General features: G+C 63.3%; 14 protein-coding genes and 2 pseudogenes. 8 read left to right on the top strand and 8 right to left on the bottom strand.

Annotated elements, in window-relative coordinates:
- Window positions 1-45 precede the first annotated feature (45 nt).
- From U5A65_RS36915 to U5A65_RS36925, 3 genes are all read right to left on the bottom strand, one after another.
- Complete coding sequence (locus U5A65_RS36915; protein ID WP_321949326.1) at window positions 46-3,258, bottom strand: hypothetical protein; 3,213 nt, start codon at window positions 3,256-3,258, stop codon at window positions 46-48.
- A complete protein-coding gene (locus tag U5A65_RS36920) occupies window positions 3,255-6,983 on the bottom strand; it encodes a hypothetical protein (RefSeq protein WP_321949327.1) in 3,729 nt (1,242 codons plus the stop codon). The genes U5A65_RS36915 and U5A65_RS36920 overlap by 4 nt, the downstream gene beginning before the upstream one ends.
- A 70-nt stretch (window positions 6,984-7,053) precedes the next feature.
- On the bottom strand, window positions 7,054-14,412 hold the full coding sequence (locus U5A65_RS36925) for a hypothetical protein (RefSeq protein ID WP_321949328.1): 7,359 nt from the start codon (window positions 14,410-14,412) through the stop codon (window positions 7,054-7,056).
- Between the two features lie 223 nt (window positions 14,413-14,635).
- Here U5A65_RS36925 and U5A65_RS36930 point away from each other — a divergent pair, with 223 nt between their 5' ends.
- From U5A65_RS36930 to U5A65_RS36965, 8 genes and pseudogenes are all read left to right on the top strand, one after another.
- Window positions 14,636-14,905: a tyrosine-type recombinase/integrase gene (locus tag U5A65_RS36930; RefSeq protein ID WP_321949329.1), complete on the top strand. Its 270-nt coding sequence runs from the start codon at window positions 14,636-14,638 to the stop codon at window positions 14,903-14,905.
- Window positions 14,906-14,997: 92 nt separating this feature from the next.
- Window positions 14,998-15,360, top strand: coding sequence for a hypothetical protein (locus U5A65_RS36935; RefSeq protein ID WP_321949330.1), 363 nt, complete (start codon window positions 14,998-15,000; stop codon window positions 15,358-15,360).
- Window positions 15,361-15,431: 71 nt separating this feature from the next.
- Entirely contained in the window at window positions 15,432-15,773 is a 342-nt protein-coding gene (locus tag U5A65_RS36940; protein ID WP_321949368.1) for a hypothetical protein, read from the top strand.
- Window positions 15,774-16,166 (top strand): annotated as a pseudogene (locus tag U5A65_RS36945) (amino acid transporter); the annotation flags it as partial.
- A 618-nt stretch (window positions 16,167-16,784) separates the two neighbouring features.
- The gene (locus U5A65_RS41050) at window positions 16,785-17,201 is read left to right on the top strand and encodes a GNAT family N-acetyltransferase (RefSeq protein WP_415766297.1); all 417 of its coding nucleotides are present in this window, start codon (window positions 16,785-16,787) and stop codon (window positions 17,199-17,201) included.
- A 446-nt stretch (window positions 17,202-17,647) separates the two neighbouring features.
- Window positions 17,648-17,953: a hypothetical protein gene (locus tag U5A65_RS36955; protein ID WP_321949332.1), complete on the top strand. Its 306-nt coding sequence runs from the start codon at window positions 17,648-17,650 to the stop codon at window positions 17,951-17,953.
- Between the two features lie 91 nt (window positions 17,954-18,044).
- Window positions 18,045-18,416, top strand: coding sequence for a hypothetical protein (locus tag U5A65_RS36960; protein WP_321949333.1), 372 nt, complete (start codon window positions 18,045-18,047; stop codon window positions 18,414-18,416).
- A gap of 175 nt (window positions 18,417-18,591) precedes the next feature.
- Window positions 18,592-18,978 (top strand): transglycosylase SLT domain-containing protein, encoded by a 387-nt coding sequence (locus tag U5A65_RS36965; RefSeq protein WP_321949334.1) that lies wholly within the window; start codon window positions 18,592-18,594, stop codon window positions 18,976-18,978.
- Here U5A65_RS36965 and U5A65_RS36970 read toward each other — a convergent pair.
- From U5A65_RS36970 to U5A65_RS36990, 5 genes and pseudogenes are all read right to left on the bottom strand, one after another.
- A pseudogene (locus U5A65_RS36970) lies at window positions 18,944-19,198 on the bottom strand (transposase); the annotation flags it as partial. The gene U5A65_RS36965 and the pseudogene U5A65_RS36970 sit on opposite strands and share 35 nt — an antisense overlap.
- Before the next feature lie 231 nt (window positions 19,199-19,429).
- The gene (locus U5A65_RS36975) at window positions 19,430-20,590 is read right to left on the bottom strand and encodes a hypothetical protein (RefSeq protein ID WP_321949335.1); all 1,161 of its coding nucleotides are present in this window, start codon (window positions 20,588-20,590) and stop codon (window positions 19,430-19,432) included.
- 664 nt (window positions 20,591-21,254) lie between these two features.
- Window positions 21,255-22,997: a P-loop NTPase fold protein gene (locus U5A65_RS36980; protein ID WP_321949336.1), complete on the bottom strand. Its 1,743-nt coding sequence runs from the start codon at window positions 22,995-22,997 to the stop codon at window positions 21,255-21,257.
- A 628-nt stretch (window positions 22,998-23,625) separates the two neighbouring features.
- Window positions 23,626-24,327: a hypothetical protein gene (locus U5A65_RS36985; RefSeq protein ID WP_321949337.1), complete on the bottom strand. Its 702-nt coding sequence runs from the start codon at window positions 24,325-24,327 to the stop codon at window positions 23,626-23,628.
- A gap of 104 nt (window positions 24,328-24,431) precedes the next feature.
- Window positions 24,432-26,519, bottom strand: a complete 2,088-nt coding sequence (locus U5A65_RS36990) for an AAA family ATPase (protein WP_321949338.1) — start codon at window positions 26,517-26,519, stop codon at window positions 24,432-24,434.
- Window positions 26,520-26,551: the final 32 nt, after the last annotated feature.

Here is a 26,551-nt window from a genome sequence, read left to right on the forward strand (position 1 = left end):
GGCAGTGCTGACCAAAACATGCTCGCTGGCAACGCGTTTACGAAATCAGTTCTCGATGATCAGCGCGCCGAACAGAGCCAGCAGGTCGCTGCCGTCGGGATCGACGCCGTCCGGATCGGCGATGCGGTCTTCCTGCGCGATCACGCTATTGTCGGTCGGGCCGCTCCATACCGGCGAGCAGTGCCCGAGTCCACCGGCCGACAGCAGATCGGCGAGCACGTCAAAGCTGGCTTCGGGTTCGGCGAGCCGGGTCCAGAGCGCGGACGTGTCGCCGGCGCCGGCGGGAATCGCAATGCCGAGCTTGTTGGCCATCAGTTCCTGACGGAAGCGCGCGATGCCGCTCGACGTGCCGCGTCCGTTCAACGAACGGTCGATGGACACGACATCGAGGCCGCCGTCGAAGGTCATGCCGCGCCTGCGGAAGTGGCTGGTGCCGACCATCGCCCAGACGTCGTCGACGATGACCACTGTGCTGCGGAGCACCGCGCTGCGCCCCGGATAACCGATCGGCTGGAACGCGGCCACGCGCAGCGGATCCTGCGCGATCAGCGCCGACAGCGCTTCCGTGCGCTGATTGAGCGCCGTGCGCACCCAGTTGGCTTTGACGGCGGCGAAATCCGGATAACGCGGCACGCAGACCATGACCTTGAGACGCGGATTCGCACCCATGCGCTTGATGATCGCGCCCACGAGATCGATCTCATGCGCGAGCGGCGCGCCTTCAGGTCGCGCGGTACGCGCGAACTGCGGACTCTCGATGTAGATGAATTCGCGCGCCTCTCCCAACGCGCGATTCAGTGCCCACAGCGCGTCGCGCTGGCCGAATCGCGCAGAGTACATCTCGCGCTGCAATTCGCGGCGCATCCGGTCCTCGTTGGCGACGCTGATCGCCGGGCCCTTCGGGAATCCCAGCTTTTGCGCGAGCGCGTCGACGGCGGCCTGGATCGTATCGGTCGGCTGCGGGATGGGAATCGCGGACAGCCCGAGTTCCGGGCTGTCGCAAAACGGCGCGATCGTCTCCAGCATGGCCGCCGAGACGGAGCCGGCCGTATCCGGAGTCGGGAAGTCCCAGTTGCTGCCGTCCGTAGCGGCGAGCCAGCCGAACGTCGTATCGCTGAACGGAATGATCGGCTGCGTGCGCTTGAGTGTGTGGAACGCGAGATCGTAGGCAAGCTGGCCGTCCGCGCGGACACCGGCCGCATGCACGTCGGGGCCGCCCGGATTGCCGGGATTGCCCAGTTCGGGTTGTGCGCAGCGGCTTTCCTGGGTCCAGCGCGCGCCGGTGGTCACCGCGCGCCAGTTCAGTCTGGCGCCCGCCGCGCCGGTCCCTAGCGCGAGCACGGTCTCGAAGCGAGCCTGGGTCGGCAGATGCGGTCCTTGCCGTGGCGCGGTCGTTTCGTTCGCGAAGCGCCGCACGAGATCGAGCAGGGTGGCTGGCGCCGGTCCCGGCGGCGGAGGCGGCGCGGAAAGGCCGAACAGCGACACCGGGGCGATGGCGGTACAGCCGAACACCGACATCATGGCTTTGATCGCCGGCTGCTGAAGCCACGCGAGTCCATCAAAGCGTGCCGCGTTCGTCTGCCACGCGATGGTGGCGATAGATACCGCCACGTCGATCGCCGAGTGCAGTCGACGCGCGCCGCCGCGGCTGGTGGCGACGACGTCGATCGTCAGGCGCGCCGGCGCCGGCAACGGATCGGCCGGCTTGAGACCAAACGGATTGATGAGCAGGATCGGGTTCGGCTGGCCGGCCACGGCGATCGTCGCGCCGCCATTGTCGCGCACGAACGAAGGACGCTCGCCGATCGCGTCGATTTGCTGGAACTGCCGCACGAAAACGCGCACGTGGGTACCGGCGGGCACGCAGTCCGGCGCGATCGTGACGATCACGTCGAGATTGGCGTTCGCGCCGTCGCCGGGCGCGCGGAACGCCGCCGTGACGCCGCGTGTGGCATCGGCGTTCTGGGGAAACCCTGCGTCCCCCGGGTTCGGCGTTGGAAATGTCGGCCAATGGCCGGCCGCCCCGGCTGCCGGCGGCAACGCGACGCTCTCGTCGATCATGGGCGACGCGAGCAGGCCTAGTACATCGGCGCCTGTTTGCGGGAAGCCGTTGCCGATCAGACTCAATGCACCGAGTGCATCCATGCCGTCGATCAGGTAATCGAAGTTGGGCACCGCCGGACGCACGACGGGTTGGGCGAACAATGGCGTTGTGCCATCGTCGCCGGCAATGCCCCCAACGGCGGCGTTGGTGCGGTTGCCGAGCAGATGCCAGCGCAGATCGACGGCGACCGCGCGCAGGAACTGCACCGCAAGCGACACGCCGGCCGGCAACGCGGGCGCGGCAAGCGGCGCCCGCGCGAGTGTCGCGTTGTACGCCCATCCCCAATAGAGCGACGGCTGCACCTGCGAGTTCTGGATCGCCGCAGCCTCGGCAGCTTCGTCGCTGGCGTCGCGGCCGATCGACTGGTTGACGGGCAGGTCGACGAGGCCATTGGCGGGCAGTGCGCCCTGCTGAACGTTGGTGCTGTTGATCACGGCGAGCTGACCTGCACGGCGCGTCGCGCGATATGCATTGCCGTGCGGATCGATCACGTGGATGCGCACGCGCGCCGGGCCCGCTGCCAGATCGGCGAGCAGCTGCGTCAGACTGCCGTCCGCGCCGGGGGCCGGGACCGGTGGCGCGGGCGGGGTCGTATCGGTGACGACGAGGGCAGGCCACCAGGTGAGCAGATCGGAAAACATCGCCGCGACGGCGAGCGGATCGATCGGAAGCCCGCGTGTATCGTGGAACGTGACGGCCAGCGCGCCGGGTAGCCCCAGCGATGCGCCGGCGTAGAACCAGTTGATCGGCTGCGGTTTCGCGGGTACCGCCACGCCATGCACGAGCATCGCGACCGGGATCGGCCGTGCGGGGGCGCCGTAGCGCACCTGCACCATCTGCGCGAGGCGGTGTGCGGCTTCGGGATGCAGTTCGAGCACCGCGACCGTATCGGTGAGGGCGGCACCCTGAACGTCGCTGTATCGCACCGGCCTGGCGTCAAAACGCAGCGCAGCGCGAAACGGCGCGAGCGGCGCGTTCAGCGTGAGCCGCAAGGCGTTGGGATCGTAGTCGGCCGCGACCGGGCGCGTGGTGCTCCACGCGGTGCTGAGATTCGGCGCGACGAGCCCGAGTGCGTCGAGATTGTTCTGCTGGAGCTGGCTGCGGGCGTCGTTGGGCGTGAGCGCCGTGAGCGGTGGGATCAGGGGTGTACTCATGACAAGGTCCGGCTGAACGAAGTGACGCGGCCATCGGGGGCGGCGAGGGTAACGAGTACCGTGCCGCCCTGCTGCGAGCGGATCGATGCGCTGACGCGCGTGTGCGCGGGCGTGCCGGGCGAACCCGGCGAGCGCCGCAGCGGAATGGTGTCCGGATCCGTTTGCAGGTTGTCGTTCGGCCGCGTGGGCGAGATATCGGGCAGCGCGCGCGTGACGCTCGCACCGAGCACCGGGCGCGGCCCGCCCGGAAGCGAAATCGGCAGCAGCGGAATCGGAGTGAAACGCACCGTCAGCATGTACGGGCCGGCCGCGGTCATCGTGATGGGCGCGGTGGTTTCGAAGCTGACGGCGTAGCCACGTCCGACGATCTTCACGACATCCGGATTCAACAGATCGGGCGCCGGCAGCGGCGAGCCGGCCGGCACGTCGATCGCTTGCTCGGTCGCGCGTCCGATCGGATCGGTGAGCAGGATGCGCCCGCACAGCGCGCGCTCCGTGCCGGTGCGCCGCACGCGCACGTGCAGCTCGGTTTGCCCGGCCGCAGCGCCGGGTGCGCGCCACACGCCATGGTTCGCGCCGACGGGCGGCGCTTCGGGCACCGCGTCCAGCGCGTCGGCGCCGGGCTGTTCGGGAAACGACACCATCGGCGCGAGCCGGCCGTCCGATGCGATTTCGTAAAGTTCGACCCGTACCCGATGCGGCCCGAGTGGGGTCGGTTCGACAGGCGCGCGGGTCAGCGCGTCGATCACGACATCCTCGAGCGCATCGCCGGGCCAGTGCCATACCGGCGTCGACAGATCAGGCGGCGTGGCGGGCGGCACGATCACCTCGCGCAATGAGGACGGCGCGGAGCGCGTGCCGTAGAGTCCGCGCGCCGGGTCATGGCCGGCCCATGCGACGGCCCGGTAGTACACGCGCTTCCAGCTGCCGCTCACATCGTCCCGTCCGATGATCATGGCGAGCGGCTGCGACTCGCCCGGCGTCGCCGATTTCACCGGCGTGGCCTGATAGCTCGCATTCGAGCCGTCGATGCGGGCGACCGCCGGCCCCATCGTGTCCAGTTGCGCGGCCGCTTGCGCGACCCGCACGCGATGCAGATCCACGCGCACCACGCGCGCGCCCGACGGGTTGCGCATGCGGATCTGCGCCCGATAGGCGGCCGGCACCACACTGTCGTCGCGCACGCAGCTCACTTCGAGATCGGGCGGCGAGGGCGCCACGGTCTGCGGCGCCGCGTAGGCGATCGGCCGCTTGCGCAGCCCGGCGTCGCCCAACGCCGGCCATGCGGACTCTACTTGTCCGGCGCTGACCGCCAGCACGACGAACAGATGGATTTCCCGGCTGCCGCGCGGCAGCGTGACGGCCTTGCGGGTGTCGGCAAACGGCTGCGCGTCGATGCGCGTGAACGCGCCGCGCGACGGATCGGCGGCGAACGCGTCACGCAATGCGACGAGCCGCTCCGACAGCGTGATCGAGCGCGGCACCGGTGCCAAACCGCGCGCGCTGCGCAGCTTGGTCTCCGTCGTCGTGTAGACGAAGTAGCCGATCGCGCCAGGTGCCGGTGGCCATTCCAGATGAGCATGATGTTCGCCGGACGCGTCGGCCATGCTAGCCATCAACACGTCTTCATGTTCGATCGTCACGACCGGCGGGCGCGGATCGGCGGCCGATGCGACGAGCGGCGCGTCGCTCCATGCGCCGACGCGCCGCGGCAGCCGGAATTCAGTCGCCCGCGCCCAGACCGCGATGCCGATACGGCCGGTCGCGTTGAAGTCGAGCGACAAGCCGGTGATCGTCAACCGGTAGCGGCGCGGTCCCGCATTCGTGGCGGGGCCGTTCTGGGCCGTGTTGCCATCCTGCGAAAGCGGCTCGATCGCGCCTGCCACGCCCGCGGCGCCGCTGCCCAGCGAGGGCGCCGGGTTGCCGTCGAATACCACCGCGAACGGAACGCCGGCCGGCACGCCGAGCCGCGTCTGCAACCCCGGTGGCACGGTGATATCCGCGGGTCCGTCGCCATAGCGCGCCTGCGCATACAGCCTCGCGACGAACTCAATGCGCGCCGGACTGCGCGTGGCCCAGTCCCACGCGAACTCGATGGTCAACGTCGCGGGACACAAGCCCGCGGCGTTCTGGGTATCGAGTGCGCCGCGTAACAAGTCGACCTTTCGTACCGGCGGCTCGCCAAGCGACAGCGATGTCGTCGACCATGCGCTCCAGAGGCCGAACAGGTCCTGATGGGCGACCCCGTAGCGCAGCACATTCGGGTTGGGCGTGCTCGCGAGCGCGTAGCGTTCGTCGAGCGCCTGCAAGCGGCCTGACGCGGTCTGCTCCGCGCTCGCCGTGGCGCCGATCGGCTGCAGCGCCTGCGGATCCTTCGGGCGCGGGGTCATCAGCGCGCCGACCGGCCCGGCGGGTGCCGTGGCCGCGCGCGCAAAACCATAGCTGCCGGCCCGGAACGGCAGGCCGTCGTCGATCTTGTCCCACGACACGCGCGCGACGCCGCGCCAGTCGCCGTCGACCACGCGCGGCGCGCTCAAACCGTCGAGCCTGGCTTGCAGACCGGCCGGCACGGGCGGCGGCAGGCCGACGCCAGGCGAGAATACCATCGCGGCGTACTCGACCGGGTCGGTTTGCCCGTCGAGTCCCTGACCGTATCGCGCGATCACCATGAAGTCCCAGTCGCTATGGGTGGAGTCGTTGAAATACTGGCGGTCGCGCAGCGTCATGGGGGGCAGGTCTTCATCCTCCAGCGCGGTGCCGAAGCCGGTGATCAGCGAGGCGAGCGGATCGGTCGACGCGCCGAACACGAGCGTGGACAATGGCCGGAACCGCGCGACCGCGGCGTTTGCTCCGGCTGCCGGATTGATCGGATCGAGTGGCGGCAGCGTGTGATCGACCTCGTAGCTCGCGTGGTCCCTCGGCGCCAGCGTGGTGATCATCGTGCGCAGCGGGTCGAGGAAGTTCGCTTGGAACGTGTCGAGCATTGCGCGCGGATCGGCCAGCACCCAAGGCGGCGCGGGCATGCCGGCGGTGATCGTTTCATCCCAGCCGTAGAACGGCGCGCCGCGCCGGAAGCGATCGAGCGCGGCGTCGCCGGGCGAGGTCAGCGCGGCGACCAGTCCCTGCTTCGCGTCGAGTCCGGCGACGCCGGCCCAGCTTGCGTCGCTCGGCAGGCCGACGATTTCGACTCTTTTCCAATCCGCGTCGTTGGCGACCGATCCGTCGACACCGGTGATCGACTGCACGGTCAGGCCGGTGCCGAGCAGCACGATCGACTGGATTGCCGGTCCGCAAAGCGCGACCGACTGCGCGCCGTTCGCGAGTGCCTGCATCGCGACGACCGCCGACGCGTATGGTGCCCCGCCGTACGCGATCACGCTGCCGCCGCTCGGCGCCTGCACTGTCAGGCGGACGAACACCCGCGGCTGCGACAGATGCAACAACGTGCGTCCCGCGCTCGTGTACGCGCCGCACTCGATCGGCGATTCGTTGGGGAACGGCATCGCCGGACGGCGCCACACCTCGAACGGCGCGCTCGGGTAGCCTAGTGTGCCGGCGATCAGCCAGCGCAACTGTACGATGCGCGTATTGCCTAGCTGCCGGCGCGCGGCGATGTCGCGCGGATCCGGCGCGCGTTGGATATGACGGCGATACGTCGCGAGCCAGTCGGTGACGGCGCCGAGCAACAGCAGTTTGTTTGGATCGACGATGCGGGGCGTGGCCATAATGTCGTCGGTGAGCGCTCTAGATCGATAGGAAATGTCGTCGTACGGGTTATCAGGGGGCCGGCTGGTGTTACGTCTCTTCCCACGGCGCGCGATCGAGCGTCAGGCCGATCAGCGTCGCACGTGTTTCCGTTTGATTCAGGAACGGCAACGACGGGAAGGTCACTTCGACCAGATCAATCTGCACCGTTTTGCCACGCGAGTTGGGCGCGAGTACGACGAGCGCGCGCTGGCCGCCCGGCGCGCGCAGCAGCCCGTTTGGCGCGACCACACCGGCCGCGCTGCGGTCTTCCAGCACGAGCCAGTCGGTGTCCACGAGCGCCCAGCGCGTCGCGTCGACCGGGCCGGTCGTGTCTTCGACCTTGGCCGGGTAGGGGCGCGAGCGCCACAGCGGCTCGGTTGCGTCGATCAGCACCGCTTCGGGCTGCGGTAGCTGATTGCCCGTTTGCGACCAGAACACGACGATACGAGCCGAACGCGGCACGTCGAGTGGTTCGAGGCCGTGCGCGCGGAACTGGTCGTCGAGTTCCGCGCCGAGCGGCGCGCGTCCCGCGAAAAACGCGCCAATTGCCGCCATCGCCCCCGGATCGCAGGCGCGCGCGCCGACCCGCTCGCCTTGCAGCGAAGCCGCGAAATTCGCAAGTGTCGCGAAGGCGCCGGTCGCAAAGTGACGGCGATAGATTGACGGGCCGCGCGCATCCGCCGGCGCGCCGGCCGGCACCAGTTCGACGTCGAGCAGGTAGCCGGTGCCCGGATCGAGCGGCAGCGGAATATCGACCTGAGTTTGCCGCGTGCGCGTCGCGTCGACCGGAATACAGCTGCCGGAGAGCAGCTGGCTCGCCGCGTCCTCCCATGGCGACAGCAGCGCGGCACCGGCCGGCACCAGCGTCGCGGCATTCACCGGGAACGGATGCGGCACCTCGGCCGTGCCCTTAGGATGATCGCCGGACGACGCTTGCAGCCGGATGCGCAGCTCCTTGCCGTAGGCGCCGAACAGTCGATCAATGTCCGCCGTGTTGAAGACGATGCGTAGCGGTTCGCCGCCGAACACCTGGGTCTCGCCGTCGGCCGGCGCGGTCGTTAGCACCCAGCCGTCGAGTCGCACTGGCATCGGCTGCGAGCCTGTGAAGAGCGGCCCGTGAGGATCGACGGTGAGGTCGCCGGTATCGTCGATCTGCTCGGTCTTGAACCAGAACGTCTGCGTCTTGCCGTCGGTCGTGTTGTCGCCGGTGAGGCGCTTGCCGGTCCACGTCGCGCTGATGCGATAGAGCGAGTTCGCGTACAGCAGCGCGGCGTCGGTGGCTGGATCGCCGAGGACCTGGGTGATCGTGTCGCGATCGTGCTGGATCTGCTTCTGGTCCCAGTCGTAGCGCTCGATTTCCACGTAGCCGAGCGTGCCGATGGCGGCGACGCAGTACGCCGGCGCCAGCGGCCTCGGATCTCCGGGCGTGCCGGCCGCGATGGTTTCGTGCAGCGTGCCGATCTCGACTTTGACGGCATCGGGAGACTTCTCGAGCGCCACGTGCACCGGCATGCTGACGCCGCTTTGCGGCCACGCAAGCAGTTCCGCGATGCCGTCGGCCCATGGGCCTGTCGCGTCGATCCAGCGCGCCGGCAACGGGCGCGTGGCGATCCGGTCGTCGATGCTGACGGTGTATATCTGCACCTCGTTGCCGTGCCCATCGAGCGCGCGGATGACGACACGCTTGCGCTCCAGCGCGTCGCCAGTGACGAACAGCAGCAGGTCGAGTTGAGCGAACGCGCCTGTATGGACGACCACGACATTATCCAGCGATGGTAGCGCAGCCGCGCCGCCCGCGTCCGCCGCGACCGGGATGCCGAGCGCGCGCAATTGCGCGTCGATGGCGGCGCTGGTAGTCGGGTTGCCGAAGACGACCGCGCGGCCATCGTCGAACAGCGGCGCCTGCAGCAAGCGCGCCTCGCATCCGTAACGTTGCGTCGGGCGCAGCGGCGGTGGGGTGTAGGGGCCGAGTGCCGCGTCGCCGAATGTGGCGTCCAGCGCGGCGGCGGCGATCGGCTCGCCATTCTGCAAACGCCGCAGAATTTCGCCGACCGGCACGGCTAGATACGCGCCCGTAGTCGTGTTCGCGCCGACCTTTGCGCCGATCTTGTCGTAGAGCACGGTGGAGATTCGAATCGATTGCTGGTCGGGGCTACGAACGAGAATTTGCGCGACTGGATCGTCGAGCGGCAGCATGGCATCGTTGCCGGGAGCGTCGCTGACGGGACCCCGTCCGCCCACCGCGACGCGCGGCAACGCGCGCGGATCGCCGGTCACGCTGCCCACCGCGCGCGAACACGGCACCGCCGCACCGATGACGATCGCGGGCAGGATGCCGCGCGCGCCGTCCAGTTGCATATTGCCGCTGCGCCAACGTTCGGCGACGGGGAGCGTGGTATCGGGCGCCACCGAGCGGCGCGTGTGGGGCGGGTCCGGCCACGCCACGCCTTCGAGCCGCCAGCCGGTCGACGACGCGCCCAGTGACTCCCAGCGAAACGTCCAGAGCACTTCGGCGGCGGGCGCCGCGTTCTCGCACACCGTGCCCCAGCGCTCGCGCACGCCGTCGACGAGACGATCGGTCAGTTCGGCCGCCTTCGTCGCCGGCGTGGGCTCGGCTGTCAGCAGGCCGAGCTGCGCCAGCGGGTTCTTGCCGGTGGGATCTTTAGCGACCCACCACGCCGCGAGCGCGGTCGTGCCCAATACCGCGGGCGTCAACGCATCGCCTGTCGCCGGGTCGATGCGATCGAGCGTCAGCGCCGACAATTCGTAGTGATAGTTCACGCCGCTGCGTTCAACGTCGCCGTTCTGCGGCAATCCCGGCGCGGGGCCGATCGGCACCGGCAGGTCACCGAACTTCGGCGGCGCGGTGACGACGGGCAGCACGTTCATCGACACGACGGGGATTGCGTCGACGGGCACGACGACGAGGTTCTGATCCATGAAGCCGGGACGGTTGTCACGCGCCAGCGCATCGCCAAGGCTGGTATCGATGCCGCGATCGACGGCCGAGCCGATCGCGAGCGCCGGTGATCGGCTCTTGATCGATACGCTGCCGACGAGCGGCGGCAGCGGGGCGGGCGGCGGTTTCGGCGCGCTGATCGTGATATCGACGCAGCCCTCCAGATCGATGAAGAACAGGCTCACATGGCCACACACGGAACCGTGAATATAGAGGCCGAGCGAACCGCCCGGCTGTTCGTCGACGATGACGGTAAGCCGCGCATCGGCCCCGACCGACACGATGAACAGACGCAATTCGCCCGAGACGAAGATCGTGCCGGCGAGCACGAATGGATCGAGGCCCAGCACGGCGTCCATGCCTCCACCGATGCGCAGGTACAAGCCGATATCGGTGCTCCCCCACGTAAACGACGCGGCGACACCGACACCGATACCGAAGCTTTCGATCGGCGGCAATTCGCCGTACTTCGGCAGACCATCGCCCTTGAAGACGAGATAGCCCGTACCCCTGACGATCCCAAGCACGTCGACTTCGACCGGCTGGCCGCCGAGGTCCGGGCGCCGCCCCAGGTAGATATGCCACTGCTGCATGTTCGGCGGAAACGGAAACAGCGCCTCGACCGGGATCACGATCTTGATCAGATGCTCGATCTCCCACTGGATCAGGATGCCGATCATCAGATGGTCCGGCGTGATTTCGATAACCGCCAGCACACCCTGGGTACGGCCGACCGAATCCAGCCCCTTGGGCGGCGTGATGATGCGCGCGTTCATCAGAATCAGCACGCGCGGCCCCGGCAGCTCAATCAGCAGCGTGCCGTCGAGATTCATGATCACGCCGCCGTCCATCGTCCCGATCAGCATGCCGAGGCCGAACGACCACTGATCGAGATGCGGGCGCCATAGATCGATCTGCTTGTGCGCGTTGTACAGCAGCTCCGGATGACCCTCGGCCGCTTCGAGCCAGGCCAGCGCCGGGATGCTGCTCACGCTGTGAGCGGCCGCGCCCGCGTCCGGGTTGCGCTCGTAATGCATGCCGAAGATGCCACGAAAGCCCATGATGCCGAGGCCCGAACTCGCGAGCGGCAGCGCGACCGGCAGCACGACGTTCATACCGACGTAGACGCCGGTGGCCTTGTGGCCCGCGCCGTCGTCGATGGCGGTGACGGCGAGCGCCGCGCTCACGCGCAGGCTGATCGGGCGCAGCGTCAGGTCGATCTGACCGGCGATCCCCGAAATGGTCGAGCCGTCGGCGCCCGTGCCGTTCGAGATTTTCAGGTAGCCGGAGCCGACCAGCGCACCGGGAATGTCGACCGATGCGCCGAGTGCGGTCAGCTCGGGCGGGCGCAGGGTGTCGAGATAGGCGCGCACTCCCGCGCGGTCGATCCTGATCACACCGAGGTCGACGTCCATGCCGATGTCGACTTCGAGCGTGAGCGGATTGGTGCGCGACAGGCGCGCCGCGAGCACGCGCAGGATCTGATCGAGCGGTTTCGCGAGCTTGAGCGTGCTGCCGTCCTGCAGATCGATCGAGTAGCCGCGCGACGCGTCGAACACCGGGTGCAGCGAGAAGGCCGGCGTGCCGTCGTCGTTGCGGTTGCCCAGGCGCAGCCCAATCGCCTTGTACCGAACCCGCAGCGGCTTCTCCGGGGCAATCGTGACGATGCCGGCGATGTCCATCGACCACTCGACGCCGAGATCGAAAAGCAGGATGTTCTCGACCGCGTCGCCGTACGCGCGCTGGAGAAATTCGACGCCATAAAGCATGACCCGCTCGGTACGGATCCAGTCCATGCCGGCGCCGGCGATGATCAGCGGCAGACCCAGCGCGGCGGCCGTGAGCGCGCCGTCGACGACGCGGCTCGGACCGTCCGCGTCCTTGTCGAGGCCCGTGGCGCCCGCCACCAGCATCGGCCAGAACGACAGGCACGCGCCCATGAAGGTCAGCGCGACGTCCTTGTCGGCCGGCTGGGGCTCGCCCGGCACCCAGCCCCAACACATCAGGCCGTCCTTGTCCGCGGGGTCCGCGCCGATCGCGATTTTGGTGATCAGCACACCGGTGGCCGGATCGGATTGCTGCAACACCTGGAACTTCGTGATGCCGTCAGCCGGATTGTCGGCGGCAGTCGGCTGGCCTTGCTGCAAGGTTCGGCCGGCGGGCAGGGTCTGGCCGCCGAGCTTGCCGGTGGCCGCGAGCTTCTGTTCGGCCGCCGTATTGAAGTCGATCTCAGCATCGATCTCAAGCGCGATCAGCTTCGAGCGGACGATGCGGAACTTGAGCGCCGCCGAGCGGAACCAGTCGGGCGTTTTCGAGGCTTCCAGTGGCGGATCGACGATGACTTGCGCGGGCGGTGGCGGTGCGGCCGCCGGGCGTTTCACCGTGGCTTCCGAACTGGTGTCCGGGATCGACAGGTTTTGCCCGAAGTCGATATGCGCGGTCCACCAGTCGCGGCGATTCGGGTCGCCGTGCGAAAACCAGTCCGTGGCGGCGATCCAGCTGTCGATCAGCGCGTCGGACATCGGCGCAGTATCGGATGGGACGAGCGGCGCGGAGTTGACGACGCCCGGAAACTTCCGGCTGAAATAGGTGCGGGCGCCGAGCGCGCGGCGCCGGGCCAGCAGGTAATTGTGCTGGCGAAACGACGTGTCGTTCTTGCCTTCGTAACTTGCGTGTCCGGTGATCCGTACCTTGCTGAAGTCTTGGATGCGCGAGAGATAGGGGGCGTACGCATCCTCCGGCGCCTGATGCACGCCTTCGCGCAAGTTCGAAGTCTCGCTGAGCGCACGCTGCGTCGATACATTCTGGCCGCAGTGGACGTAGCGTTCCAGCGTGGTCGAGGTGTTGCCGTCCGCATCGTTCGGGCGGTCGAAAAAGAAGTAGACGTCGATCCCCGACGGCGCCGTCGAGCCGGGTTTGCGCGCGCGCACTTGGTGCGTTTCGCCGGCGCCGACGGTTACCGTGAGAAAGGGCTGCGGAGCCGACTCGTCGCCGTTGTCGAGTTGCCAGCAGAGTCCGGTATCCTGCGGGACGGTGCCGAGCAGCACCGCGTCGGCGTTCTGCGACACGATGACGATTGGCGGCGATCCGGAGGCGTTCTCCAAGGTCGCGACGAGCGCCGGCAACGGTGCCGGGGATGTGGTGCTCGGCGGCGCAGGCAACGCCGGTTGTGGGTCGCGCCGGTGCGCGTGAATCGTGAGCGTCGCGGTGACCGGCGTGACACCGGCGTCGGTTACCGTGACGATGACATCGAATTCGGGCTTCGTGGACAGATCGATCGCGAACGCGGGGCCGGTTTGCGTCGCGCCGCCGTCGATGCTTACCTGACGGTTATACGGCGCGCGCCCGCCGGAGGCATCGACGATCAGTGTCGTGGCCGCGGGTAGCCACGCGTTCGCGACGTTCGCGCTGACGGTTTCGATGCCGATCACCCGGCCGGTGGAATCGATGAAGCGCGCACCGATCTCGATCGTCGACGAACCCTGGTTGACGAGCGCGGCTTCGAAGTCGCCCCATAGGCCGTCTTGCGGACGAAAACCGATCAGCAGTTCCTTGACGCCCGCTTCGAAGGCGAGATCGCGCAGGCCGTCCGGCGCGATGAAGATGCGCGCTTCCGGCAGATAGAGTCCGATCCAGTCGTCGCCGACGCCGCATTTTTCCAACAGCGCGGGCGGCGTCGACACGCTGCTTAGGTCGAGCGTTGCGCTGCGGAACGCAAAGCCGAACGACGTGCCGTCGATCAGCGCGTACGGGGGCTGCATCGAAATCAGTTCGGAGACTTCGGTGTCGCCCGGGTCGTCGAGGCTTTCCACGCCTGCGCCGGTGAAATTCGCGATGAGTTGCGCGCCGAGCGCATTGCCATGCGTGACGCGAAACTTGAAGCGCGGCAGCGTGAACGTGACTTCGGTGAAGGCCGGATCGGGCACCAGCGTGCCCAGCGGACTCAGCTTCGCCGGCTTGAACCACGGTGGACGCAACGTCGGCAGGTCGAGCACCAGATCGAGGACGAAGCCGCTGCCGGGGTAGTCGGACATCGGCGTGTCGATGGGCAGCGTATCCCAGCTATCGAACACGTCGCGCGTCGGCGTGAAACTCGCGGCGCTGATCGCCGCCACACCTTGCGCGATGATGGCCGAGCCCGCGCGCGGCACGAGAAGCTCGAATTCCACCGTCGTCTGATGGATATCGAAAACCGGCGCGAGGCTGGTGGGATCGAATGCGGGCGCGCTTTCGTCGACGCCGCCATCGAAGCGAAAGCTGCCGCTACCGAGATCGAGACTCAGGTAGCCGTCGAATTCGCAGCGACCGCGGATGACGATCGCGAGGTCGTCGGAAGCCGTTTCGAACGAGACGACGCGCAGCATCGAAAGCCATGCATGTTGTTGGCCAAAATTCTCGGCGCGCAGCACGTACGGACAAACAAGGTCCAGCAGGGCGAGATTGGCCATGATCGCTCCTTCGCTTCCATCGCGCGGACGAACGGCCCAGAAACCGCGAGGCCCGTGTCGCGCGCTGCAGGACTGATTTGTCTTCGTTGGGTTGACCGTCTTACAGCGTGCTTTTGTACCCTGACTTCGTATGCTGCCCATGCGATCAGAATCTTACAAATCGCCGCGCAGCTTTAAGCTAAATCAGTTCTATAAGTAGGCTGATTGAAAGTCAAGGCGTCCATTGGAATGGACAAGAGAGCTGGGCGCTTTTGCACAGCGACACAAGCGGGACGACTCGGTAGCCGCGCTCGACCATTTCCGCTTTCACGCCGTGCGGCATACCTGGGCGAGTTGGCGCGTGCAGGCCGTTACACCATTGCCGCGGCGGATGGAACTGGGTGGCATGGCGAAGTATGAAATGGTGTTGCGCTACGCCCACCTCGCTCCGCACGCCGATGCGGTCACGATATCGGCGCGGAACGGATCGGGAGGCCCGGGTGTGACGAGATAGGGCCCGGACGGAGCGGAGGCCACGGCGACGTACCCGATAGGCTTTCCGCATGAATCCTGCTAAGTTTGCTCGTCCTTTTGAGGGAGACCATCATGAAAACGATACTTAACATCGCCATACTGTGCGGTGCCGTCGCTGTTTCCAGCGCGGCATACGCGAACTGCTTCGGCAGTCCGAACATGCAGACGTGCAATGACTCGAGCGGCAACTCTTATACCGTCAACCGGATGGGCACCATGACCACGGTGAATGGCTACAACGCTCAGACCGGCAACTCATGGAACGAGACGACCAACACCTACGGCAACACGACGCAGATCAACGGCGCCGCCGCGAACGGCCAGCACTGGAACGAAACAATTCAGAATTACGGCAATGGCAACCGGACCGTCTACGGCACCGATTCCCGCGGCAATGCTTACAACCACTACTGCACGTCGTACGGCTGCAACTGATCCGCACCGCGTCCGCCGGATAGCACCGGACCTGTAGAGCGGTCGCCAACCTTCCATCTCGTGCCTGTGACATGGTTGAGCCGATCACAACATCTTTGGCACTCGGCGCCGCTGGTGCCGTGAAGGATCTCGCACAAGATCAATTGAAGGGCGCCGTCGGAGACTGCCTCAAGGATACGGCAATTGCCCGGTTAAGCACTCTTCGTGCGGATCAGTTCCTCGCGGCCTTCGTCGACGAGGTCCGCAAGGAGGCGGACGTCATAACAACGTCTGCCAACCTCGACGATCTGTTGAACGCGATTGCAAAGAACGAAAAGCGCACCAGTGCGCTGTTCGACGCATACAGGCGGGTGGCACTGTCTGCGAGTCGCGTGATTGGCCCGAAAGTGATCGGCATGTACGCGCTCCTTTGAGTCAACCGGTTATTCCCCGGGTATTTCGCGAACGTGATCTTCATCGCGGTGGGCGAGGTCGACGCCCAGAGCTACGAGGGCGCGGAGCATCTCGAGCACCTGAAGCAGACCATGACGTCGTCTCTCGACTACTACGTGGCGCAGTGCCAACGCCACGGGCAGGCAGCCGAGTATCGGATCGCATTCGGTACGCACCCCGTACTCGAATTCATGAATCTCGCCGAAAAGGCGATGGACGAGTATCCCAACAGTGTCTGCTTCGCGAGCAAGCTGATTTTCCGGCGCGTGAACTTTCTAACGGTCTGGCTGCATAACCAGACCCCGGCCGAGATCCAGACGCGCCTGCATTTGCAGGGCAAGCAGATGGTGCGGCTTCCGATGAATGTGGGGTGAGGGAGAGGCGTCTCACTATAGTCACGTGACGGTTGTCGCACGAAGCCAACAAAGCTTCACGAACATGCCTGGTTTGTTCAGGTCGAAACGGAGTGCTTATGCAGTACTGATCTCTTTTTTATGCCATTTATAGACCGATCCAGGTAGGCTTGAGAGTATGTGAGCCAATGCCGTAACAGGACTATCGTATGGCCACTCTAGCGTACATCAAGCATCGAACTGATTTTAGGCATCCGGACGATATCGGTGCGAGAGCCGACAGCAGACGCGTGCATTTACAGCGTATGCGTGTGATCGGCGTTGCCGGGGCGCTCGTTGCAGTTGTCGGGGTCGCGTCGGGCTGGCCTGTTTTAGGCTTGTCCATATACGTCGTATCGCTCGCGCCGCTGTCCATCATTTCCTGGTGAGCCCGCGGAAGTCATGCCTCATACAAGCGATTCGATGCAAGTCGACGACTGCTACGTACAGGATCCTGTGGACACTGGACGTATGGTAATTAGACCGTTCGACCCCGAGCACGATTCCCGAACCCACATCACGAAGCTGCTGCGTCGCGCGGCTGCATCCGTCGACGTGGTGGGTGGTCCCCGGTGCCACGACGAGGCAAGGGAGCGTGCCATGCATCGCAGCACAGTGGACGAAGCGTGCTTCGTCGCTGTGTGCAAAGGACGAACGGCGGGAACGCTAACGTTGCAGGGCCCGGATCCGGCTTCAGTCTGTCGGCACTTTCGACGACCGGATGTCGCGTCGATTCTCCGGTATGGCGTGGAACCATCCTGGCAACGGCGAGGAGTCGGCCGCGCGCTGCTTTCGTTTGGCAATCGCTGGGCCGCGATGCATGGATATTTGCAGCTCGCTCTTGATACGCCGGTGGATGCGCTGCGCCTGCTCGAGTTCTACCATTCGCTGGGCTTCCGGCTGGTCGATACGGTGCGTTTTCCGGGCTGTGAATATGACAGCGCCGTTCTCAGCCGGCCGAGTCTCGCCGGCTGGCCGTGCGCTGCGACGTCCCGCGTTAGCTATCGGTCTGGATGAGCGAGCCGGACTGAACGGTCATTGTGACACCGTAGCCCTTTACGATCTTTTTACTTGCGCGCTGGCAACGGCACAATAGAATGTTCGAATACCGAAATAGTCAGAACGGTTCCCATGAGCCTCATTCGAAGTCCACGTCCCCCAAGTCGCTTTGCTGCCTGACCGGCAAGACGTCTGCGTCTCTCTCCTTGAGCCACCGTCTTGCCAGCAGGCGAGCGGTGCGCGTCGTTTCGATTCCTCCTGTGCAACTTGTCACGCTATGTGGATAGCTCAACTGCGGCTATTGGGCATGGCAGTGCCGACTCGCCGCGTTCCGTGCGATGCCGCTGCAAATAACCGGAATCGGACTGGAAGTCTGGTTATTGTTGCGCCTCCGGCGCAGTCATCGTAGCGCACGGGGCTGCGGAGAATTCCGCCGCGCATGATCCGTGTTGAGGGAATGGCATATGGAAACGCCAATTGCAGAGCGTCAAAAGCTCGGTTTGCTGCGACTGAGCGCACACGAAATGGCAGCGTTGATGCTGCTCGACTATGCACCTGTCGAGGTAGACGTGGAGGATCCTGATATGACCGTCCTTCGCGACGCCGGCCTCGCGCAACGCACTGACCACGAACCGGGCAGACAGGAGTTCTCGATTACGCGCGAGGGCATCGAGATGTTGCGGGTCCTGAGTATGCGGACTGCCCGGAAGGGCATCGTCGGTCGGCCTGCTCCACCCGGCGTGACGGTAGTGCATCAACGGAAAAAGTAACGTTTCTGGTGGTGAGAAATTTCCCACACTTTTTTGAAGATAATTGATAAGTAGTACTGTATTTAATGCTGTTAACGATGGGAGTTTTACCATGTTCGAAATTAACAAGAACTACACTCGCGAATTCATTCATTCGGCATGTGGGGGCAGCAAACAGGCCTTCCTTCCCGCCAGGAACGGGAAGGTCGTGGCCGCGTGCCTGCGGATGGATCTCAATCCGCAGGCGCCGGACATCATCATTTGCGACGGCAGCGCTTCGGCTCGAGCGGCTGGCAGGACACTCGCAGGCCAGCGGGACGCCATTCCGGTGTTCATCAAGATGGAGGTCGACTCGTTTCGCTTTGTCGGTCTGTTTGCAGTAAGCGAGTCCTTGACCGCACGCCTGGACTGCGCGCCTTACGCGCGCAACACCGCGTTCACACCCGGTCAGGTATCTCGCGTACTGAAGATGAAGCGTTGCTAGTGCGCGTCCATCAACGTCCAAAGCATGAGCGGCGGTGATCGACCGCCGTTAGCAGGCGCTCGACGGACCCTGCATTTTTATGCGATTTTTCTGCCCGGAGACGATCTTTATTCAAGATTGTTCGTTCGTCGCGTGTAGTGTGTCCACTTGTTCCACCGGCACAACGCAAACGAACATGAACAACAGTTTCGGTGACCGGCCGGGCGTTCGTATGTGCGGCCTTCGCGCTATTGTTTTCGCGACACTCCTGGTCGCGAGTTCTCTCAACGTGACGACATGCAGCGCCGAGGAGTCGACCGTCGTGCCGCCCGACGCCGTCTCTGAAGCCGCAACCGCGAGCACCCCGACAGCCGAAGATATTGCAACCATGCTGAACGTGCGCTTTCATATCGGGCTGCGTGAGGCCTTGAGGATTGGCGAGGCGGTGATCAATGCCGCCAGGCGCGATACGATCTCGCCATTCCTGCTGCTCGCGGTTATCGCCGTGGAATCTGATTTCAATCGTTTTGCGGTGAGCGTCATGGGTGCCGCTCCAGGCGTCGGCTTGACTGCGCGCGATTGAGATAACCGTAGATATAGAGTTTGAGCAGAACGGCCGGATGGTAAGACGGTCGGCCCGTGATCGCGGGCGTGGTGCCTTCAAATCCCATGGAAGCCAGATCGAGCTCGTCCACAAATGCGTCGACTATCCGGACGGGATTGTCTTCAGCGATAAAGTCTCCGAGACATTCCGGCAGCAACGTGGCCTGATTGCGGTTTGTACCTTCGACAAGTCGCCCCATCTCCGCCTCTCGCGCTAACAGGTTGATTCAGTCTAGGCGATCGCACGGGTTTTGACACACCCTCGGCCCACAAGGGACGGTCGAGCCAAGGTGGACGAGATGGCCGCTTCCTGAGGACTGCGGCCGTTCAAATGGTAGGTTCACCTGCTCGCGGAACAGCCGCTTCTGGCCTGTTTCGTTTGCAAGGGATTTCTCCGGGAGTCAGGCTCAGGGCCTTGTTTTTGGCGATGACTAATCGTACGCCGAACGGCGGATAGCCACCCCATTTTCCACAGATTCTGTAAAAAATGGCGCATCGGAATCGTGGTAGCAGGTCCAGTTTGGCAACAAGTTATGCTCGTTACGGCTATCGACTGCCGTACAGTGGTGATCAACTTGGATTTTCCGCTTTCGGTGCCTGAGGATCGCGCGATGGAGCGCATTTAGCACCGTCACGCTCAATGTGATTTCATTGTTGCCATTCCACGCAGGGAGATTCGCGAGCGCCTCAATTTCCTGATCAGTGAGGTTCTTCAAAAACGCCGACGCGGGCATCCAGGGATCCTTCTCCGCGGTGATGTCACTGATAAATAGCGATTTTTCATTGGGATCGAAACACGGCATCAGGTTGTTGTACCGGACGCGTGCGCGCCCGCTCACGCGACTGAAAAGCTCTTCGCAAAACGCAACGCTTTTCTGTGGGGACCGGGGGGATTTTTTTTGCTTAGCGATCGATGCGTTATCGACAGTTTGCGTTTTTTGTTGCCGACGTGGATGCTCCTCAAATTCCAGATGGAGTACTTCTGTAGCGGGCGCGGCGATACAAGTTTTGCCCGTACGGGCTATGACGCGGCGTGCGGTTACGGCGATCCGATAGACGGTTGTATCTGTCTCCGTCGCGCCCGCGGCACTCACGAAGCCATTGACATGCTCTTCCATGACTTCGCCCACTGCGGGCAGTGCGGCCAAGCGTATGGCAGAAAACGGGAAATCCACACCAGTGATCTGCAGGTCGCCACGCTTCGTCAGTTCACACTGAAGGTGCGGCGCATTCAGTATTTGCTGGCGCGTCAGAGCCTGCGCAGCGTGATCGAGACCTGCTTCGCAGGTATGGAGTATCGCAGTCGCATGGCGCTCAGCAAAGGCTGCCTTCATGAGCGGCCATACATCGTCTGGGTTGTAATTCAGTTGCCGGCACCGCACAGCAAACAGTTCGGTGTCTGGGACAAAATGCTGCGCTTTCGCGAGGCTGCTTGCTTCGCAATCGGACTTCGCGAATGCATAAAACGACGTATAGCCCAATGCGGCCGCAATCATCTCCTGGCCGTGATTTTTACCAATACTGGTGGGGGTTCTCTTACTGTACGCGCGCAGCGCAAATGCAATACTGGGTACTGTGGGTTCAACCATCATGCGTCCTTTGTAGGTCTGCGTAAGCCACTCGAGCGTTTTTGTGGCCCCGCACACAAAGGGAGGCACTGGCGAAACACTGCTGCAAAAAGGGAAGCGTGATTGTCGGTGCGAGTCGCTCGAAACTCAGCCGGACAGGCTCGAGCGAGACCCTACAGGATTTGAGAATCTACGTCAAGCGGTCGATGTGATGATGTCTTGGGTGCGCGATTCGTTGCCAACAGAAACATAGTTGGACGTATGTCTGGCGATCAGCTTTCCGAGAGCTTGCATCGACGGTCGTCGCCGTCATCTATTGGGCAAGGGCTCCTCGGATGAGTGGCCGAAGTCATCTTTCTATGCAGGTCGGCGCAGACGCCGGGTTGCATGGCAGAGCTTCTGCTTCAACAGATCCGATTGCAGTTAACAAGGCACAGCAGCTAACGGGCCGCACGCGGCAGCATGGATCGAGTCCGTGGGGCTATGCAACGCAGCGGGAAACGAGCGAGTCATATCGACCCATACCCGACATCGGCAGTACGGGTTTGGGCGCCCAGAAGCTGACGCTCGTACAGTCGAGCAACGAAGGAGATGTCGCCGCAGGCCCGTGCTCCCGATGGAGGTTTGCTGCCCCTTAGAGCGCCGGGGACAGTCGCCCTGGTACCGCTGCATTGCAGTCGACCGCTGTCTACCCCTGGGGCAAGGCTTCAATTCCGCCCTCGGCCAAAAGCGCTGGAACTTTGCTCTCTGCGAACAACGTTCGCAACAACCGTCCGAAACGGTTCTCTTTCTCGGCTCTGACGATGCGCCGGCATGCTTCCAAGAAATTCATCCCAGCCTGGCCGAAGTGTTTCTCGCACATTTCGTGCTGCTCGAGAATGTCCAAACTTTTGAGTACGAAAAGCTTGAAATCACGACCTTTCAACGTGCGCATCGCAGTCTCGAAATCGTCGATCGTAGCCGCTCTCATCGCCGCTTCTTCCCGATGGCCCCATCCGTCGTTCTCAAGAAGGTGCTTGATGGCATCGACGACGGTCGCACTGTGAGTTCGAGCATCGCGCGCATCGTCGATTGCTGCCTTAAGTTTTGGGTGTAGCGGCTGACGGAACGGTAATTCCCCGAATTCGGCCTTGTCGGCGATGGTCGCGAAGTGAACCAACCAACCATCAATCAAAGCTTCTTCAAGTTTGGCACCGCCAGGTAGATCGGCCATTTGTTTTCCGAGCGCCGTGACAGTGTAGGCGTCAAGGTCGCCGACTCTGGCGATGAGCTTGACCGCATCAGCTACGAGATCGTCGTCGCAGTCTGTGACGTCCCAATTGAAACGTTCAAAGAATGCGTGCGCGAGATTTCTAGATTCGGTGCGATTCTCATTGCGTTGGTAGCCTTGGACGATGGCCTCAATCGCCTTTGCGTCGTGCTTTCCGTCGCAAACGAAGGCAACAACCAGTTCTTCAAATTCGTCCGAAGAATTGATCCCTAGCCTTGACAGCAGAACTTTCCATGCGGCCGGCGTTGAGTCCTCGGCTTTGTCCTTTGACGCATCGCCTTCCTGCCCGAGGTAGCGCCTCACAAAGTCGCTAGAACCTCGGTTGTAGCCTGCGACATACTCCAGAGTCGGCCCGTCCTTGATGGCTTTGTTTGCAAGAGCAGAAATGAGCACAATCGAGGGAACAGTTCGTGCCTGTATCGCGAGAGGCATGTCCCCAGTCGCACCGAGGAGCCGAACCACAAGACGGTAAGCCTGACGGATGACCCGGATATTGGTGATCCCGCACGCGTCCACCGCAGTCCTGGCCGTCGCGCGGTAAGGGCTATCCAAGTTCGGAACCGCGATGTCAAACGCCTCCCCAGGTGACGGCGTGAAACGAAGTTCTTCTTCGACCACCTTCTCTCGGAACGCCGCCCAGAGCGCGCTGTCGGTAGGTGCGGAGAACTGGTCCGAGTTGAGAATCAAGAGGAATCGCGTACCAAAATTCTGAGAGTATTCGTCGACGAAGCCCAGGACCTCGTCAACTGACAACGAGGCGTGCTTGCGTTCGATGTCATCGACGACTACGAATCGGTTGCGCAAGGCGACAGGAACTGCTACCAGCGCAAGCTCGTCGAGCGCCGAAAAACCCTCGTGGACCTTCTTCAAGGCGTCGACGCTGACCTTCCAAGTCTTCATCAGACCTTCGGTCAACGAGCTGCTGTCACCGCCTACTGGGAGCGCGCTTTGGACCACCTTGAGCTTGAGCTGATTGATATCTTTCAAGCCAAAGAGGGACACGTAGCGCGCGCCTTCGACAATCGGGTCCTGCGACTCTTTGCGAATCTCGTTCCAGAGGTGGGTTTTGCCGGTGCCCCATGCGCCTGTCAGCGCGATGACTTTTAGGTCGGCGTTGTCGATGAGCGAGATCAACTGCGTTTTAGATTGTTCGATCGTCATTTGCTTTATTCGGTGCTGAATCCAGCAGGCGGTCCCGCCAGTACGACGTTTGGGTTGCATCACTGGCGCACTCGACCAGCCAGCTCCTGTGAAGATTGTTCGAGATTCGAGGAGAACGCGTCGTCATATCGCAATTCTAAGTCAGCACCGGGCCACCGCGAGTTTATGGGCCGCTCCGAAGCTGCCGTTCTCGACCGGCAGCAAATGGCCGAAAGTGATCGAACAGGAGATTGGTGGTCACTACTTCGCCGGGTCTATCCATCCCGGGCGAAGTCCGCGAACGTGTTCTTCTCGTACCTGCTCGATCGATTCCGCATTGCCTAGATCGGCCTCAATCTCGCCGACGCAACCCCAGCAGTCACCGCCACAGTTCATCGACAAGGGGTCGTCGGGCTGATCGAGTGCTCGCCCACATATCCGGCATTTCATCGGTCAGCTTCCAAAGTGTGAATCCGCCAAATTGTCAGCGATTTACCCCGGTATGTCGAACGGCCGCTCCTGGCCGCACTGCGTCCCATGACCGAACGCGGCGCTCGTCCCCGACCCACGCCCGCATGCAACTGGCATAGCCGACCCGGAGCAGCCAGTTGATTTACTCCAGAACGGAGATTCCGGATGGTCAGGACTTTTACCCTCGGCATTTGCGGAGCTTGAGATTCAAGTGAGCACAGAACGCGACCGTAAGCGTCAGAGCATACGCACATACAAGAAGTTGAATTGCCAGCCCAAGTGCCACTATGTGGTTGTCGGGTCCCGAATACGTGCTCTCCTGATGGTGCATTGCCAACTGAAGGATGGTAAGGCCGATGCCTCCAACAAACAGAGGGAACGCAATACGCCATAGTTTGAACAATGCGATCGCGCCGCCCAGCTTCGCTGCCATCGTCAGCCCGAAGAGTGTCCAGCCCAGCGTTGTTAATGAATCGACGGCTGTGCGTGCGTTCACAGAAAAGGGCGCCGAGTGCCAAACGATGAGCAGTCCACCGGCGGCAGGCACAATAGTTATCAGATAGTAAAGAAATACAGCCCAGACTATCCATTGGCCGTTTTGGCTTTTTTGCATGCATGCTGGTCTCGGAAGATGGTCGCTTCGACTGCCCTCTCGGTGGCGATACGCGCCCATCTCGCATGATGAACGCTGGGTTAGGTGCTCGCTGGTCTTCTTTCTTCTCATCGAGGCTACCAACGGACTGTCGACGATGCACGGTGCGTTGCCGAACTTCCGTTCATGGCGTTCCAGGAGTTGATCAACAGGCACGCAGGTGAGCTTCTCGCCGGGCGCGTTACGCCTTATCGCACGCGAGCCACCACCGCTGAGGCCCGTTGTCATGTTTAAGACACTCCACGATGCGGTGCGCATGACACCGAGTTCGCGCAATCTCAAGCAGGAGAACGTGTGCGGCCTCGTGCTGTACTGGTACTACCCGCGGTCGGTCACTGAGCAAATATTGTGTGTGCAGCCTTCACAACATCTGTGACGCGAAAGTCCGCCGTTTGTTTACGCATGCGCCTGAGCGCTGCGAGCGTCATCGCCTTGCGCACGAGCGCGTCGGCATCGGCGATAGTCCGGCCGCGGAGAAGCCTGATTGTATGGACCACGGCTCCTGTTTCTACTTTCCAGGCATTGTCCAGCTTACTGGCGAAAATTGTTCGCACGTACGCCGCCATTGCCCTGTTTGTTGGAACATCGAACAGGATTTTTTCCTCAAAGCGCCCGCTGCGCACCGCAGCCGCGTCAATGCGCGCGTAGTGGTTGGTTGCCCCAATGAAGAGCACATCGGGTGTCCTTCCCGCAGCCCCATCTAGCGTGTCGAGGATCTTTTCAGTCAGCATTCCGTGGCCTGTGTGGCGTCGGTCCTGCAGGATTCCATCCGCCTCATCGATAAACACAACGCACGGACGGACGTCACAGGCTTCGCGGTACAGCCGGTCCCATGACCTCGGGTCTGCAATGATGTCGGCGCCGGTTGTCTTCAGGAACGCCCATTCGCTTGCCTTTGCGAGCGACATCGCCGCCTGGGTCTTGCCTGTTCCGGGGGGGCCGACAAACATGACGCCGCGCGGAAGCGTCGAGCCGAGTTTTTCGAGATTTTCAGTTTCCTTCATGCGGTACGCCAGATTGCGTAACGCGCCGCGGGACCTGTCGGGCATGATGATGTCGGAGATGTCCTTGACACCCTCGGGCAGTCGTCCCTTGCGTCCCTGTAGCAGACGCATCGCTTTCATACCTATCTCGAACGTCACCGGGCCCGTGAATTTCCCGTCGCGATGCATCTCGCGCAACTGCCCTCCGAGTGCTGTCAGCCGTGCAGCGCTGAATCCCTCCCAGCGTCGGGCGAGTGCGGTGATCGGCTCGCGCTGTGCAAATCCGTCACCCAGCTCCTCGGTGATCGAGCGCCAGAGAAGCGTAGTTCGGGCGCTGTGGTCGGGCGGCGGAATCTCGATCTTGTAGTCAAACCGTCCCTCGCGTTTTCCCGCTCCGTCGAGGTCATCCAGGAAGTTTGTCGCTGCGACAAGGATCACCTTTGAGCCGCGCAACCCAACGATTTCGGTGAGCATTACGTTAGTCAGGTCGCGGTCCATGCTGTGCACGTTGCCTTCACGCGGTTTGATGAAGGAGTCAATCTCGTCAACAAAGAGCAGACAGGTCCCAATCCTGCGTGCCTCATCGAACACTGCCTTGACTTTCTCCGGGCTTTCGTTAATCCACCTGCTAGCCACAATTCCGTAGCTGATCAAGAGCAGGGGGACTCCGAGCTGGCCCGCCAGCGCCTCAGCAAAGAACGTCTTTCCGTTGCCGGGATCGCCGAACAACAGGATGCCGTTATTGTGATTTTTCGAAGTGCCTTCAAGGATTTCTTGAGCCGCCCGGAACAGGCGCGATTTCGTCTCGTTCATGCCGACGACCGCAGAAAAGTTGTGACGCGGTTTGCGTACGTTCTCACTGAAATCCCATGTAGGGGCAGTCACCTGCCGAGCCGGCACCGCACGAGGTTCCTGCATCGGCGCCGGTTGTGCCGCCGGTATCGGCTGAGCCGGTACCTCTTGCGCGACAGGTAGGTTTTTTTCCGTAGCCGCCTGTGTGGCGCGTGCCACTGTTGCCCGCTTTTCACGCGCGACCGCCGGTACGCATTGCGGGGTGATCTTCGTTTCCAGCGGGATGATGACGCGCGTGCCGTCGACAATCATCCTGGCAGGCGTCCGACGCTGATGCAGCCGCCAGAGTCTGGAGGACGCCACTGCAATGACTACGATGGCAGCAAGACTCCAGGCCGTGAATGTAAGCGCCACGAGCGTCATACCGATTGCAAGCACGATGAACGCGATCCAGGTCCAGCCGCGCACGCTCCGGTTCGGAAACCAGACCAGCGATGCGGCAAGCAGCGTTGCAACCGTTGCGGCAAGGATGTGGACGGAACCATGTTGGAACAGTGTGCGCCATTCGTGACTAAGGAAAGCGAAGCACAGGAAGACAGAAACAACTCGAGCAATACTCAGTAATGCAAAATGTGGAATTTTCATTCTGGTTTCCAGGAGAAGGGTTCGGGTCGGCA

It is taken from the genome of Paraburkholderia sp. J10-1 (genome assembly GCF_905220165.1).
Taxonomy (GTDB): Bacteria; Pseudomonadota; Gammaproteobacteria; order Burkholderiales; family Burkholderiaceae; genus Paraburkholderia.

Bases quoted from the DNA above. Each gene is read 5' to 3' on its own strand.
- U5A65_RS36940 (WP_321949368.1), top strand. From the start codon at position 15,432: ATGGTTGAGCCGATCACAACATCTTTGGCACTCGGCGCCGCTGGTGCC.
- U5A65_RS36975 (WP_321949335.1), bottom strand. From the start codon at position 20,590: ATGATGGTTGAACCCACAGTACCCAGTATTGCATTTGCGCTGCGCGCG.
- U5A65_RS36920 (WP_321949327.1), bottom strand. From the start codon at position 6,983: ATGGCCACGCCCCGCATCGTCGATCCAAACAAACTGCTGTTGCTCGGC.
- U5A65_RS36925 (WP_321949328.1), bottom strand. From the start codon at position 14,412: ATGGCCAATCTCGCCCTGCTGGACCTTGTTTGTCCGTACGTGCTGCGC.
- U5A65_RS41050 (WP_415766297.1), top strand. From the start codon at position 16,785: ATGCATCGCAGCACAGTGGACGAAGCGTGCTTCGTCGCTGTGTGCAAA.
- U5A65_RS36990 (WP_321949338.1), bottom strand. From the start codon at position 26,519: ATGAAAATTCCACATTTTGCATTACTGAGTATTGCTCGAGTTGTTTCT.
- U5A65_RS36935 (WP_321949330.1), top strand. From the start codon at position 14,998: ATGAAAACGATACTTAACATCGCCATACTGTGCGGTGCCGTCGCTGTT.
- U5A65_RS36960 (WP_321949333.1), top strand. From the start codon at position 18,045: ATGTTCGAAATTAACAAGAACTACACTCGCGAATTCATTCATTCGGCA.
- U5A65_RS36915 (WP_321949326.1), bottom strand. From the start codon at position 3,258: ATGAGTACACCCCTGATCCCACCGCTCACGGCGCTCACGCCCAACGAC.
- U5A65_RS36965 (WP_321949334.1), top strand. From the start codon at position 18,592: ATGAACAACAGTTTCGGTGACCGGCCGGGCGTTCGTATGTGCGGCCTT.
- U5A65_RS36985 (WP_321949337.1), bottom strand. From the start codon at position 24,327: ATGACAACGGGCCTCAGCGGTGGTGGCTCGCGTGCGATAAGGCGTAAC.
- U5A65_RS36980 (WP_321949336.1), bottom strand. From the start codon at position 22,997: ATGACGATCGAACAATCTAAAACGCAGTTGATCTCGCTCATCGACAAC.
- U5A65_RS36955 (WP_321949332.1), top strand. From the start codon at position 17,648: ATGGAAACGCCAATTGCAGAGCGTCAAAAGCTCGGTTTGCTGCGACTG.